The 13918-nt window shown below is 68.8% G+C and carries 10 protein-coding genes and 1 tRNA gene; 5 read left to right on the top strand and 6 right to left on the bottom strand.

From position 1 onward, the window contains the following. The first annotated feature begins 115 nt into the window (after window positions 1-115). The 3 genes from D1409_RS21490 (at window position 116) to D1409_RS21480 (ending at window position 4508) form a co-directional block, all read left to right on the top strand. On the top strand, window positions 116-1375 hold the full coding sequence (locus D1409_RS21490) for a glycosyltransferase (RefSeq protein ID WP_123539023.1): 1260 nt from the start codon (window positions 116-118) through the stop codon (window positions 1373-1375). A 220-nt stretch (window positions 1376-1595) separates the two neighbouring features. Beyond that, the gene (locus tag D1409_RS21485; protein ID WP_123539022.1) at window positions 1596-2822 is read left to right on the top strand and encodes a glycosyltransferase family 4 protein; all 1227 of its coding nucleotides are present in this window, start codon (window positions 1596-1598) and stop codon (window positions 2820-2822) included. A 240-nt stretch (window positions 2823-3062) separates the two neighbouring features. Beyond that, window positions 3063-4508, top strand: a complete 1446-nt coding sequence (locus tag D1409_RS21480; RefSeq protein ID WP_235853676.1) for a hypothetical protein — start codon at window positions 3063-3065, stop codon at window positions 4506-4508. Window positions 4509-4595: 87 nt separating this feature from the next. Here the strand turns inward: D1409_RS21480 and D1409_RS21475 are convergent. Together D1409_RS21475 and D1409_RS21470 are read right to left on the bottom strand one after the other, a co-directional pair. After that, a tRNA-Ser gene (locus tag D1409_RS21475) sits at window positions 4596-4680 on the bottom strand. Between the two features lie 96 nt (window positions 4681-4776). After that, entirely contained in the window at window positions 4777-5880 is a 1104-nt protein-coding gene (locus D1409_RS21470) for a DegT/DnrJ/EryC1/StrS family aminotransferase (protein WP_123539021.1), read from the bottom strand. 389 nt (window positions 5881-6269) lie between these two features. Here D1409_RS21470 and D1409_RS21460 point away from each other — a divergent pair, with 389 nt between their 5' ends. Continuing rightward, entirely contained in the window at window positions 6270-7676 is a 1407-nt protein-coding gene (locus D1409_RS21460) for a hypothetical protein (RefSeq protein ID WP_123539019.1), read from the top strand. 121 nt (window positions 7677-7797) lie between these two features. On the opposite strand, the gene D1409_RS21455 is transcribed toward D1409_RS21460, so the two are convergent. From D1409_RS21455 to D1409_RS21440, 4 genes are all read right to left on the bottom strand, one after another. Then, entirely contained in the window at window positions 7798-8988 is a 1191-nt protein-coding gene (locus tag D1409_RS21455) for a carboxylate--amine ligase (RefSeq protein ID WP_123539018.1), read from the bottom strand. Window positions 8989-9127: 139 nt separating this feature from the next. Beyond that, window positions 9128-10222, bottom strand: coding sequence for a lipid II:glycine glycyltransferase FemX (locus D1409_RS21450; protein ID WP_123539017.1), 1095 nt, complete (start codon window positions 10220-10222; stop codon window positions 9128-9130). Continuing rightward, the gene (locus D1409_RS21445; RefSeq protein ID WP_235853674.1) at window positions 10219-11844 is read right to left on the bottom strand and encodes an alkaline phosphatase family protein; all 1626 of its coding nucleotides are present in this window, start codon (window positions 11842-11844) and stop codon (window positions 10219-10221) included. The genes D1409_RS21450 and D1409_RS21445 overlap by 4 nt, the downstream gene beginning before the upstream one ends. Window positions 11845-12164: 320 nt before the next feature. Further along, on the bottom strand, window positions 12165-13142 hold the full coding sequence (locus D1409_RS21440) for an aldo/keto reductase (RefSeq protein ID WP_123539015.1): 978 nt from the start codon (window positions 13140-13142) through the stop codon (window positions 12165-12167). Window positions 13143-13302: 160 nt separating this feature from the next. Between D1409_RS21440 and D1409_RS21435 the strand changes: the two genes are divergently transcribed. Further along, window positions 13303-13896: a response regulator gene (locus D1409_RS21435; RefSeq protein WP_123539014.1), complete on the top strand. Its 594-nt coding sequence runs from the start codon at window positions 13303-13305 to the stop codon at window positions 13894-13896. Window positions 13897-13918: the final 22 nt, after the last annotated feature.

Raw genomic sequence — 13918 nt, 5'->3', positions numbered from 1 at the left:
ACGCGCGGTATACGCTCACTGCGTCTCACCTCTGTGGACCGTATAGCGTCCGTACTCCGTCGCTCGGACGAATACGCTGTGTTTACTCAATGGTCGGGCATCCGAACGTCGGTCGATGGCACAGACGCACGAGACAGGGGTTGTGCAGACGCACCAGCCCGAGGAGTCCGACGGAAAGCGGGTCTGCGTGTTCACGACAGCGCACGACACGACCGACTCGCGCGTCGTCGAGCGGGAGGTCGCCTCGCTCGACGACGCCGGCCACGACGTGACCTACTACACGCCCTTCGAGGGTGACGGCCCCGTGGGCGTCGTCTCCTACGACGACGCCGAAGAGGGAGCGATCCCGTCGATCGGGACTCGAATCGCCGAGGCAGCGCGCGTCACCGCCGCCCTCTGGAACACGGACTACGACGTCTACCACTTCCACGACGTCGAAGCGCTCCCCGCGGGCGTACTGCTCGGAGCCCGCACCGACGGCACCGTCGTCTACGACGTCCACGAGAACGTGGAGGCGACGCTCAGGCACAAACCGATCTTCCCGGCGCCGCTCCGGCCGCTCGTCGCCACCGCCGCCTCCGTCGTCGAGCGGACGCTCACGCGGTTCGTCGACGAGGTCGTCGCGGCCTCGCCGGACGTGGCCGAGCGATTCGAGGACGTGGCCGACCCGACCGTCGTCACGAACTACCCGCGGCGGCGCTGGGCCGAAGGGACGAACCCGGACGAACACATCACGCCCGGCGACGGCCCCACGCGGATCGTCTATCGAGGGCTGCTCTCCGAAGACCGGGGGATCCTCACGCTGCTCGACGCGGTCGAACAGATACCCGACGACTACGACGTGGAGCTCTCCATCGGCGGCAAGTACGACTCCGACGCGGCCCGCGAGCGGATCGAACCGCGGATCGAGGCCGTCGAGCGCGCCGAGTTCGTCGAGTGGTTCCCCTCGCTCGAAGGGATGATCGAGCACTTCAGGGACGCCGACCTCGGGGCGATGTGTTTCCACCCCGCGCCGAACAAGACCGACGCGGTCCACCGCTCGAACAAGATATTTCAGTACATGTCCGCCGGCCTCCCGGTGGTCGTCTCCGACATCGGCAACTGGGGGAAACTGGTCACGGCCGAGGGCTGTGGCGTCCCGGTCGAACCCGAGGACCCCGCAGCCGTCACCGACACGATCGTCGACCTGATCGACGACCCGGACCGGCGAGCCGAACTCGGCCGGAACGGCCACCGCGCCGCGCTCGAGCGGTACAACTGGGCCGCTCAGCGCGAGAAACTCCTCGCGGTGTACGAGGACGACGAGGTCGAAGACCTCGCTCCGACGCGCGAGCACGTCGAGCGCGCGGACCGGAGCCACCCCACCGACGACTGACCCGCGGAGGGTCTCACCGACCTCGTGTGGTTGGATCCGACGCGGAGACCCGATAAACGGGCGCTTACTTATGCCCGTCTGGCCGCTTCCATCTGGCGATGCACGCCACTCACGACGGAGACGACGGATCGCGGTCGACCGACGGTGAGCCACCGCCAGCGACCCGAACGCGTGTCGCGCGGACAGCCGAACTCGTCGGGAGACGCCCGCCCGTCCGACGATGAGTGGTGACAGCCGCTCGGTACTGCTGGTTCACCACCGCGACATCTCCTCGCCGTTCAGCGCGACGGTCCCGCACTACCTGGCCAGAGAGCTCTCGGAGTCACACACCGTCCACGTCGTCTGTCGGGCCCGACTCGGCGACGACGACGAGAACCAGTTCCCCGAGAGCGTCGAGCGTCACGCCGTCGCCACCGGACAGATCCCGGTCCTCTCCGGCCTCCTGTTTCTCGTCCTCTCGACGCTGTACGCGGGCGTCCTCGGCGCGGTGTACCGCTACGACGCCGTCTACGCCTTCCAGCGGACGATCGTCCAGGGACGGGTCGCCGCCTCCGCCGCGCTCGCTCGGTTCGTCGTCGGCCTGCAGTCGGTCCCGGTGAGACAGAAGCGCGACCTCGCCGGCGCCGCCCACGAGCGAATGAGCGTCCGCAAGCGGATCCTGGTCGAACTGAAGTCGACGTACGCGTGGGTCGTCGGCCACCTGCTCGACTGGCGCGCGGAGGTTATCTGCCTGACCGAGGGCATCCGCGACGTGACCGAACAGGAGTACGGGATCGACCTCTCGGACGCCCGCGTCATCGGGATGGGCGTCGACGTCGACCGGTTCGCCGTCGACACCGACCGAGACCGCGCCACCGGCCCGGACGACACCTGGGTGGTGACCTACGTCGGGTCCATCGGGGAGCCCCGCGGACTCGAACACGTCCTCGAAGCGGTCGCCGAGACCGACCGCGACGTCGAGTTCCACGTCGCCGGCGGCGGCAGGGACCGCTACATGGCCGAACTCCGGGAGCTGACCCGCGAACTCGGTATCGAGGACCGGGTCGAGTGGCTCGGGATCGTCTCCCACGAGGCGGTCCCGTCGGTGATCGCGCGCTCGGACCTGGCCATCTCCCCGCTCCACGACATCGAGTCCTACCGGATCAGCTTCCCGGCGAAGATCCTCGAGTACATGGCCGCCGGGTCGCTCGTCGTCGCCACCGACATCCCGGCCCACCGCCGACTCGTCGACGACGGGCGGAACGGCCTCCTCTACGACGGGAGCGTCGACGGCCTGCTCGACGTGTTCGACGCCTGCGCCGAGGGCGACGTCGACACCCGGGCGCTCAGACGCGCGGCCCGGGACACCGCCGGCGCCTACGACTGGGACGCCGTCGTGGCCGAACACGAGCGGGTGCTGTTCGACCAGCGAGTTCGACAGCCACGAGCGGCGCCGGTGTCCGCGTAGCCGTCCCGATACAGCTCGCGCGGACACCGAACCGACACGCCTCCTGCACCGTCCCGCGAGAGCGGTGACCCGGGAGCGCCCTCCCCGGTCGACGGCGTCGCTCCGCCGGCCGGCTGGCTTCCGACCGTCGACCGCGAGACGCTGACCGTCCGCCCGACGGCGACCGGAACCGCGTCGTGCGCGCGCTCACCCGCCGGAAACCGGTCCATAACTTAGCCGGGCCGGTCGCTTCGGGGGCGTATGGCACCAGTTCGTCTCCACGACGCCGCGACCGTCGGCTCCCCGACGAGGAGCGACGATACCGACCAGGACCGAAAGACAGTCGAGATCACCGACGTCACCGCCGACGGCACCCGGATAGAGTCGACCGTCGAGTGCAGCGACGACCTCGCCCCGTTCTTCGACGCGTCGTCGTTCTACGCCGAGTACGACGTCGACGTGTCCGAGCTTCCGAGGTCGATCCTGTCCATCCCCGTGCTCGCGCAGATGTGTCCCGTCGCGTGGGCGGTCGGCGCGGACGTCCACGTCCCGGAAGTCGACAGACGGTTCCTCGACTCACTGGAGCGCGTGGGCCGCACGCTCTGTGAGATGTACCCGTTCATGCAGGGCGGCCGCGTGGTGGCCGAGTCGGCACCGGAACCACGCGACGGGAGCGCGGTCACATCCGAGGGCGCCGACGACGACCCGACGGCCGCGGGCGACCAGCGGCCCGGCGTCGCCGACGGAGCGGGGCTGCTGTTCACGGGCGGGATCAACTCGCTGTCGCCGTACGTGCGCCACCGCGAGGAACGGCCGACGCTGATCGCGACGCGGGCCTGGCACGTCGGTCCCGGGGAGGACCGCCGCTGGGCGCAGTGGCGCGGGAACGTCCGGGAGTACGCCGAGCGATTCGGCGTCGACGCCCAGTTCGTCGAGACGAATCTCCTCGAGGTCGTCGACTCCAGACTGCTGAGTATCCGCTTCACCGACGAGCACGACGGCGGCTGGTACAGCGCCGTCGGCGACGGACTCGGCTTCCTCGGGCTGGTGGCTCCGCTGACGGTCGCCGAGGACATCGGGACGCTGTACATCGGCGCGCGCCACTGGGAGGGGTTCCCGACGCCCGCAGGGCTGGACCACTGGGAGGGACGCGGGATGCCGTGGGGGTCACACCCCGACATCGACGAGGCGGTTCGCTGGGGGGGCACGACCGTCTGCCACGACGGGTTCGAGCTCACGCGCCAGGAACGAGTCGAACTCGTCGCGGAGTTCCTCGCCGACGAACACCCCGACCTGCCGGTGTGGGCCTGCGAGGAGTCGGAGAGGCGACGCAACTGCAACCGCTGTGAGAACTGCTTCCGGACCGCTCTCGGACTCGCTCTCGCCGGCCGCGACCCGGCCCGCCACGAACTGCCGCTGGACCCCGCGGCGTTCGAGTTCGCCCGCGAACGCTTCGAGACGGGCGAGTGGCTGCCCGACCGCCACCACGCGGAGTACTGGCGAGAGCTACGCGACCGACTCGACGCGGACACCGACCTCCCCGTCGAGGGGAGTGAGCCGTTCCGTCAGTGGCTGCGGGCGGCCGACCTCGATGCCGTAGCGGGTTCGCCGGTCCGGGACCGCGCGGTTCGGACGGTCGCCCGCGCCGTGCCGCTGCCCGCGTACGCGGTCCTCTCCCGTTCGCTCGACGCGCTGGGCGGGAAGTGACAGAAACCGAGCCGGTCGTTACGTCGGCCGACGGTCGGGACTGGGGGGTTCGGGTCGGTGCGGCGGTCGAACCGCCGGGGTGAGAAACGCCGAGGGGACGATTTGAACGTCCGAGTCCTCTCGGACAGTTGCGTTCGAAGCAACCGTCTTGGCCTGGCTAGACTACCTCGGCACAGTTCCACGGAGGAGGGAATCGGACATGGTAATGAGCCGTTTTCGACGCGGTATGCAGTCGATTCGAACCCCGCTACCGACCGGCCACTACCGCTCACCGGTCGAGTCGGCGGCAGACGTCCTCGACGTCCGCGGGCCCGACCTGCTGGTGGACGGGGAGGGTGATCAACTCGTCCGCGAGGCGGCGCGCACTGGCGTACTCGGGCGCGGCGCTGACCGACGTCGGGAGACGGGGCCAGGTGTCCGCGCCGACGACACCGGCGTCCCGCAGCGCCCCGAGGAACCGCCGGGGCACGGTCGCGCGCACGGGGTAGACCTGCGGGCAGACACCCGGCGGCAGTTCGTCGAACACCGGTTCCAGCCCGGGACGATCGGCGAGACCGCGGTCCCACGCGAGGTAGTTCTCTCGCCGCTGGGCCCGCACCGCCGTCGGGTCCGTCCGCGCGACGACGGCACTCGACAGCCGAGACATCGGGACCTTCGACGCCTCGTAGCGCTCCCGGGGGCTCGCGACGCTCCCGGACCCGGCCGAGACCGCGCGCTCGACCGGTCGCCGAAGCCCCTCGCGTCGGTGCAGCGCGTCTCTCACCGCCGACGATACGAGATACTGCACGTCGTCGCCGGTGAATCCCTCACGGCGCCCGGCGTGGCCCGACGGGACGACCGCGTCGGCCAGCGCGTCGTCGAAGAACAGCACCGCGCCGTCGGGAATCGGCAGGAACTTTCGGAGACTCGCGAACCCCACGTCGCCGCGACTCCCCAGCAGTTCGCCGTCGACGACCGAGAAGGCCGAGTGCGAGCTGTTGTCGACGTGGAGACAGTCGTGTCGCTCGGCCAGCCGACCGACCCGGGAGTGGTCCCCGGTCGGAAATCCGAAGTAGTTGACCGCGACGATCACGCCCGTCCCCTCGTCGCACCGGTCGGCGAGGTCGTCGAAGTCCGGTCGGAGCCGGTCCGTAACCGCGTAGTACTCGGCGTCGAAACCGACGTCGGCGAACGGTTCCGCGACCGCGTCCGGCAGATACGCCGGGAGCAGCGCCGTCTCGCCACGCCCGACGAACGGGGCGAGCGCGTCTCCGAGCGCGCCCTTGCCGTAGCCGTAGAACCGATACGCCGCGTGCCGGTCGAAGAGGGATTCGACGCCGACCGACCCGGAGGGGAGTAGCCACCGGATCGGCGACGGACGCTCCGGTATCATCGGCGGCGATACCGCCCGTGCCCTCTCTGTAACTCGGTGTATACCGTTCGACGGCCGCGAGAGAAATCGAGTCCTACCGCGACCGAGCGTCGCGGACGGTCGGTGCCCCGACTTCGGTCGCGTCGCCCTCGCCGTCGCCGACGCCCCGGCCACGCCCGCCGACGGCCCCGACTGGCGGACGGCGATGAGTCGGAACGGACACGGGGGGACTGGAACGGTCCGACTGCGAGAGCGAGCGGGCGAAACCACTCGACGTGTCCGACAGACACGTCACGCCGAGCCGAGCGGGTCCGACCGCGAACGCTCCCGTCTATCGAACCGACAGATTAGGTCACTCCGCGGATCCATAGCCTGTCTATAGTTTAGACGGCTCGGCGGGATCAACGCACATGAACTCCTCTGTTGGACGGCTCCGAGCGACGAGCGGCGAGGACGTGGCCGACACCGACTCGCGTTCGGCCGGGACAGTCGAAGTGACCGACGTCAGGGCGACCGGGACTACCGTCGAGTGCACGATCGATTACAGCAAGGATCTCAGTCCCTTCTTCGACGAGTCGCCCTTCTACGTCGAGTACGACGTGGACGTGTCCGACGTCCCCGAGTCGATCCTGACGATTCCGGTCCTCGCACAGGTGTGTCCCGTCGCCTGGGCGGCTGGCGCGGACGTCTACGCCCCGGTCGTCGACCGTCGCTTCCTCGAGTCGCTGGAGGCGGTCGGGAGCGCGCTCCACGAGATGTACCCGTTCATGCAGGGCGGTCGCGTGGTCGTCGAAGAGGCGGCCGAGTGGGACGGCGACGAGTCCGACGCCGAGGGGACCGGGCTGCTGTTCACCGGCGGTGTCGACTCCCTGTCGGCGTACGTCCGCCATCGCGACGAGGACCCCACACTGATCAACATCCAGGGGTGGCTCGTCGGCATCGACGACGACGAGCGATGGGCCCACACGAAGTCCCGGATCGACGGGTACGCCGACCGGTTCGGCGCCGAGACGCAGTTCGTTCGGTCGAACATGCTGGAGTTCCTGGACACGGCGATGCTGGAAGCGTCGTACAAGCGCTACCACGACGGGTGCTGGTACAGCGCGGTGGGGTGCGGGCTCGGCCTGCTCGGTCTCTGCGCGCCGCTGGCGGCCGCGGAGGGGTACGGGACGCTCTACATCACTGCGACCCACTGGGAGGAGTTCCCGATTCCCGACGAGTACGACTACTGGGACGGCCCCTCCATCCCGTGGGGGTCGGACCCGACCATCGACGACGAAGTCGCCTGGGGGTCGACACAGGCCCACCACGACGCCTTCGCGCTCACTCGGCAGGACCGCCTGCAGGTGGTCGCGGACTACGCCCGCGAGTACGACCCGGATCTCCCCGTCCGGGCCTGCGAGGCCTCCGAGACCGGGAGTAACTGCAACCACTGCGAGAAGTGCCTGCGGACGGCGTTCGGGCTCGCGCTGGCCGGGGTCGACCCGAACGACCACGGATTCGACGTCGACCGGTCGTCGTTCGAGCGGGCCCGCGCCGATATCGAGGCGGGCAACTGGCTCCTCGACTACCACCACGAGGCGTACTGGCTGGACCTCCAGGACCATATCGACGGGGACGTCGACCTCTCGACCGAGGGCGCCCAGGCGTTCGCCGAGTGGTTCCGCACCGCCGACGTCGAGTCGTACGCCGAACGGTCGTCGCCGCCGGTCCACCAGCGAGCGCTCCGGGCGGTCGCCCGCTCGACACCGTATCCCGTCTACAATCGGCTCTACCCGGTGTACGACTCGGTACAGAACTACGTCGGCGGAAAGTGACCCCGCGAGCGGACCTCACCGAGTGACGAGAGAGCCCCCGAAACGGAGCGGAACCGACCGATAAAACTGTTTTTCGAGACGCCGGATCGCGGAACGTACAGAAGCGAGCGCGTGGAGGACCTCAAGTGAGTGTGTTGAGAGCGTCGCGGACGAACGGCTTCGGATCGTCCAGCCGGAGGTAATCGAACCGGGGGTGGTCGCGCAACGAGCGGACGACGTCGGTGAACGCCTCTCGGCGGTCGGGGCGCTCGACGAGTTGCTCCTCGTCGAGGAGTACGCTGTGCAGATAGGAGAGTTCCCCGCGGAGGAGGTGCCCGGCGATGCCGACCTCGTAGTCGTCGTCGACCGAGTCGCGCTCGCCGCTGGCCAGCTGCCAGTAGTGGTACGGGAAGTCCGCGCCAGCACGGACCGAGAAGGGGAGCGAGGACCAGAGACGCGGGTTTATCTCCATCAGCTCGAACTCGCCGGTGTCGTCGTTGCGGAGGAACTCGACCATCGCGAGACCGTGCCAGTCGAGCTCGTCGAGGAGGGCGCGACCGGCCGCGCCGAGTTCGGGGATCGACACCGATTCGCGGTAGGCGCTCGGTCCGCCCGCGTAGTTGTACGCCCGGATCTGCCGGTGCTGGAAGGTCGAGACGGGGGTGCCCTCGTCGTACAGGGCGAAGAAGCCGTACTCGTCGGTCGTGGGAAGGAACTCCTGGACGATCGGCGTGTGTCCGTTCGCGCGGCGGATCGTCTCGACGTCGGGCCGGTCGCCGTTGAGGTACTGGGTCGACGGCGGGTCGCGTGACTTCTCGGGCGGGTAGTCGTCGAGGTAGGCGTCGGCCAGCAGCGTGTAGCGGCCCTTGACGATCCACTCGCGGTCCCAGTCGTCGACGTCGTCGAGGACGCGGGTCTCGGGGACCGCGACTCCCGCTCGCTCCGCGGCGTCGAACAGTTCGACGCGGTCCTGAACCTGGCGGAGTCCGTCGAGCGTGGGCCACAGCGTCTCGACGTGGGGTTCGAACTCCTCGCGGTAGCGCGCGAGGACGTACACGTCCTCCTCGCGGACCGGGAGTATCGTCAGCACGTCCGGGCGCATCGCCAGCGAGCGGAGCGCGTCCTTGTAGGCGACCAGGTCCTCGTGAGGGTCCGGGACGACGACGGCCTCGCCGGCGTATCGGGAACTGAAAGCGGCGGCGCCCTCGTCCTCCGAGACCACGACCGTGTGTATCCCTCGTTTCCCGAGCGAGCGGGCGCAGGCGACACTACTCGGCGCGTCGATGGCCGGGACGACGACCGCCGACGACCCGTCGACTGGATCGATGCTCATCTGCTATCAAATGGACGCACCGCCCCGTTAGTATGAACCACCGACGGGGAGAAACAGTCACCTACTGCTCGCTCTCGGATGCCGGGAACAGCTCGGAGCCCCGCCGGGGCCCTCGGCCGGTGTGGAAGCAGCGAGGCAATCACTTCTGGTCGAGGAGGTTGGCGGCGGTGCTGCGGATCAGCCCGGTCGGCCCCGACCCGGCGTCGCCGACGAGGTCGATACGTCGGCGCTCGACGTGCTCGTAGGCCCAGCTGACGGCGTCGAACAGGAGCGGGTTACTGTGGATTCGGTAGCTCGTCATCAGGTCCGGGTCGAACTTCGCCTTGTACTCGTTGACTCGTTCGGCGCCCGCCCCGACGAGGTCGTACCGCTCGCGCCCGTCGGCGATCGCGTCGGTCATGACCCGCCAGTCGAGCAGGTCGTTGACCGGGAAGTCGACGTCGCGCTCCGGGCGGACGCCGCCGATCCAGCGATACACCGTGTCGCCGTCCGCGACCACGAGGATGCCGCCGACGAACTCCCCGTCGACTCGACAGACGTACGGACGGAACTCGTCCGCGGAGAGCGCCTCGAAGAGCCGCTCGATGAACGGAGACGGGAGTGTCACCGGGTGGTCCTGATCGCGGTACCGGCGCTGGACCTGGTCGACGATCAGTCCCAGCGCGTGCTTGCGACCCTGCTCGATGACGAAGTCGGCGTCGTAACTGTCCCGGATGTTCCCCCGGGCGTCGCTGCTGAACCGGGAGAGCAAGTCGTCTTCGTCGGTCAGCTCGACGACGTACGTGTACTCGGGGACGACCGAGTACCCCTCCCACTGGAACGGTCGGACGTCGTCGTAGTCGGGACCGGTGTCGATGCGCGTGATGGCGGGGTTGATCGTCTCGTCGACGTACTCGAAGCAGGCGTCGAGGAACCGCTGGTGGCGTCGCTCGGCCTTCCGCCGGGAGAGCTTCGCCATGTTGAGTCGCGCCGGCCCGAGGTACTCGACGGACGCTGCCGGCGGAGGGGAGAACGCCGCCCGTATCGGCCCCTTCTCGAGTTCGAACAGCGGGAGGACCCCGACCGGCTCCTGCCCCTTGTAGCCGACGAGCAGGTGAAGCTCGGCGTCGGTGTACTCCGCCAGCTGTTCCAGCACCTCCGACCGGTGGAAGATCGTCGTTTCCGGCGACCGCTCGACCGCCCGGTCCCACTCGTCGTACGCCTCGCTCGTGAGTCGCGATATCTCGATGCTCATGTGTGTTCGATGTAGCCCAGATCTGCGAGTCGTGCTTCGACCGCCCCGTCCCGCGCGGTGGCGTCGACCGGTTCCACGTCGTCGTACTCGCGGACGCCGGCGGCGTCCGCGATCGGGAGGACGCCGCCGTCCATCCGGTCGGCCCGCGGCAGGTCGAACAGCGCCAGAATCGTCGGCGCCACGTCGTAGAGGTGCGCCTCCGTCAGCGAGGCGTCCGTATCGAATCCGGGGCCCGCGGCCGCCACGACCCCCTCGCGCTTGTGGTTCCACGGTTCGGACGGGTCACCGAACACCCCGTCGCCGAGCCGAGCCGAGAGGAACTGCTCGAAGCCGTCCGGGACGAGGACGATGTCGACGGCGTCCTCGGCCGCCGGCCCCTCGAAGTACGCCTCGCGCCGGGCGACCTCCTCGAACACCGGATCGCCGTCGGGCGTCCGAACGCCCGAGAGCAGGTCGATGAGGTCCGAGCGGACGTGCTCGTACGCTTCGGGGGAGACCTGGCCGTTCGGCTCCCTGCCCTCGAGGTTGATCCGGATGCCGAGTTCGCTCCGGGAGCGGCAGAAGGCCGTCGAGGCGGGGAAGTCGACCTGTTCGGCGCCCGACTCTGCCACCGACGAGGGGACGACCCGGCCGACCGCGTCGGTCAGGTTCAGCGCGTCGAGAGCGCGCACGACCCGCTGGGTCGTGATGCCGACGCGGGCCAGTCCGGTCACGAGGTCGTCGAGCGCACCCCGATCCGGGCCGCCCGTCTCGCCGTCTTTCAGACGGCTGTCTCGCACCGTCGCCCACGTCGGCATGCCCTCGCCGCCGCGCTTGGCCGCGACGTACCCCTCCTCGCGGAGGAACTCGTTCACGCGGAACTCGTAGTCGTCGTACTCACCCATGCCGTGGTCGCTGACGACCAGGACGTTCTCGGGCTCTAGCTCCTCGAGAATGCGGTCGAGTTCGGCGTCGACCGCCCCGTAGACCGCTTCGACGGCGTCCCACTCGCCGGGGTAGCGGTGGAACACGGTGTCGGTCACCTGAAACTGGAGGAAGCCGAGAGACGGCTCGAAGCGGTCAGCGAGGTATCGGAACGCGTCGCCGCGCATCTCGACGACTTCCCGGTGGGCGGCGTAGTCGGTCGCCGCCCCGTCGCCGTCGGCGTCGGGGTAGACCCGATACCCGCCGATGGCCTCGCGCACGTCGTCGAGGAGGCCATCGGGGTGACAGGGCGGGTCCTCGGGGGCCGTGTACCCCGGGATCAGCGCGCCATCGAACGGCCGTGGCGGGTGGGTCACCGGCACATTGACGACGACGCTCTCGCGGTCCGCGGCCGAGAGGTACTCCCATATCGCTCGCTCGCGGAGGTGAGTGCCGTCGACCACGTCCCAGTCGTACCCGTCGAACGCGAGGAAGTCGAACAGGCCGTGGCGCCCGGGGTTGGTACCGGTGAACAGGGAGGGCCACGCGCTCGGCGTCCACGGCGGTATCTGTGAGGTGAGTGGCCCACTGGTCCCGCGCTCGAACACCGATTCGAGCGTGGGTGTGACACCCCGGTCGAACAGTGGGTCGAGGACTCGCCGACACGCCGCGTCCAGCCCGACGACGAGGCAGTCCATCCCACCTGAATTCGTGACCATACCTCTCGTTGGCAGTACCCCTAGATTGTAATTGAGTGTGTATGTTCACCGTTCCAGGCGTAGCGATCGCATTCCGGGCCGTCCGACCGCAGTGACGCGATCGGCTCGGCGTTCCGAGACAGGGCCCGCTCGTACCCGGTAACCGCCCGATACAGGGACCGTTCGTATCCGATAACCGCCCGATACCGCCGGTTATACGACGTGTTATCGACGGCGTCCGGCGGAGGTGGTATCGCCGCCCGGAACCCGGTCACAGCGAGACATCCGGCCGGCACCGGCGGTGGTGCCACCGAACGGGAGAAGTCTGACTGCGGAGCGTGTCAGGCGTCGGTCGCGGCGTCGATGCGCTCCCACTGGTCGTCCGAGAGTTCGACCTCGACGGCGTCGAGGTTCTCGTCCAGCTGGTCGACGGTTCGGGCGCCGATGATCGGGACGCAGGTGAACCGCTCGTGGTCCATGAGCCAGCGCAGGGACACCTGCGCGGGCGTCGCGTCGACCTCGTCCGCGACCGCGCGGATCTCGTCCAGCACGTCCCACGCCTGGTCGTCGAGATACCAGTCCGTGAAGTGCTCGTCGAGGTCGCCGCGCGACCCGTCCGGCGTCTTCACCTCGCCGTCGCCGACGCGCTCGTACTTCCCGGTGAGAAAGCCGCCGTGGAGCGGGGAGTACGGACACACCGCGAGGTCCTGGTCGGCGCAGACGTCCAGGTACTCCGAGACGGGGTCCCGGTAGGTCGCCGAGTACTGGGGCTGGGTGACCGTGAACGCCTCGTAGTTGTTCACGTCCGCCTGCCAGAGCCCCTTGGTGAGCTTCCAGGCGTCACACGAGGAGATGCCCACGTAGTGGACCTTGCCCTCGGAGATCAGGTCGTCGAGCGCGCGCAGGGTGTGCTCGATGGGCGTCTCGTCGTCGAAGCGGTGCAGGTAGAGGATGTCGAGGTAGTCCGTCTGCAGCTTCTCCAGCGAGCCCTCGACTTCCGCCTTGACGTTCTTCTTCGAGAGGTTCTCCTGGAAGCGCGAGACGTCCGACCAGAAGCACTTCGAGGCGATCACGTAGTCCTCGCGGTCGCGCTCGGCGAGCCACTCGCCGATCCACTTCTCGCTGCGGCCCTCGCCGTAGCCGTTCGCGGTGTCGATGAAGTTGCCGCCGCGTTCCTCCAGCGCGTCGAGGAGTTCGTGAGCCTCCTCGCGGTCGGTCTCCATGACGCCGCTGTCCTCGTGTTCGAGGCCGAAGCGCCACGTGCCGAGACAGATGGGCGATACTTGCAGTCCCGTCGAGCCGAGTCGAACGTACTCCATACCGTACGAGTGTGACCGGCGGGTGTTAACCGGTTGGGTCGCGGAAGCGCCTTCCGGTCTTCGACGGTCGTCACCGGCGGAATCGGAGGCGTCCGCGACACCGGCCCGGTCGGTTCCGAGACGCACACATTTTTCACTCGGAGTGTCATACTGATTTCCAATGCCGAACGGTGGGGAGACCGAAACGCAGGGTCCGACGGTGGACGAGGTGACGACGGTGCTCGTCGTCGACGACGAGGAGGTGGTCCGCGAGTCGTTCGCGCTGTACCTCGAACCGCTCGGGTACGCGGTCAGGACGGTCGAGAGCGGTGAGGCCGCGCTCGCGGCGGTGGACGACGACGTGGACGTCGTCCTGCTGGACCGGCGGATGCCGGACCGCTCGGGCGACGAGGTGCTCGCGGAGATCCGGGCGCGCAACGTCGACTGTCAGGTCGCGCTCGTCACGGCAGTCGACCCCGACTTCGACATCGTCACGATCGACTGCGACGACTACCTCGTCAAGCCCGTCGACCGCGACGACCTCGTCGAGACCGTCGAACGACTGGAACTGCTCGAGGAGTACGACGAGACACAGCGGGAGCTCAGCACCCTCCGGGTCAAGCGCAACGTGCTCGAAGTCGAGAAACACCCCTCGGCGCTCGAGGACAGCGTCGAGTTCCGGCGCCTCCAGAACCGCATCGCGGAACTCGAGTCGGAACTCGACGAACTCGAGGCCGAGTTCGACGATCAGCTCGGCTACGAGGACCGGGTCTGAGACTCGCTGCGGGGCGGGTGAC

The sequence above is a fragment of the Halosimplex salinum genome (genome assembly GCF_003730195.1).
Lineage (GTDB): Archaea > Halobacteriota > Halobacteria > Halobacteriales > Haloarculaceae > Halosimplex > Halosimplex salinum.
Note: the sequence above shows the minus strand (reverse complement) of the source record. Positions and strands in the feature narration are given on the sequence as shown.

Coding starts and splice junctions, on each gene's coding strand:
- D1409_RS21445 (WP_235853674.1), bottom strand. CDS start 11,844: ATGGTCACGAATTCAGGTGGGATGGACTGCCTCGTCGTCGGGCTGGAC.
- D1409_RS21435 (WP_123539014.1), top strand. CDS start 13,303: ATGCCGAACGGTGGGGAGACCGAAACGCAGGGTCCGACGGTGGACGAG.
- D1409_RS21455 (WP_123539018.1), bottom strand. CDS start 8,988: ATGAGCATCGATCCAGTCGACGGGTCGTCGGCGGTCGTCGTCCCGGCC.
- D1409_RS21480 (WP_235853676.1), top strand. CDS start 3,063: ATGGCACCAGTTCGTCTCCACGACGCCGCGACCGTCGGCTCCCCGACG.
- D1409_RS21490 (WP_123539023.1), top strand. CDS start 116: ATGGCACAGACGCACGAGACAGGGGTTGTGCAGACGCACCAGCCCGAG.
- D1409_RS21440 (WP_123539015.1), bottom strand. CDS start 13,142: ATGGAGTACGTTCGACTCGGCTCGACGGGACTGCAAGTATCGCCCATC.
- D1409_RS21450 (WP_123539017.1), bottom strand. CDS start 10,222: ATGAGCATCGAGATATCGCGACTCACGAGCGAGGCGTACGACGAGTGG.
- D1409_RS21485 (WP_123539022.1), top strand. CDS start 1,596: ATGAGTGGTGACAGCCGCTCGGTACTGCTGGTTCACCACCGCGACATC.
- D1409_RS21460 (WP_123539019.1), top strand. CDS start 6,270: ATGAACTCCTCTGTTGGACGGCTCCGAGCGACGAGCGGCGAGGACGTG.
- D1409_RS21470 (WP_123539021.1), bottom strand. CDS start 5,880: ATGATACCGGAGCGTCCGTCGCCGATCCGGTGGCTACTCCCCTCCGGG.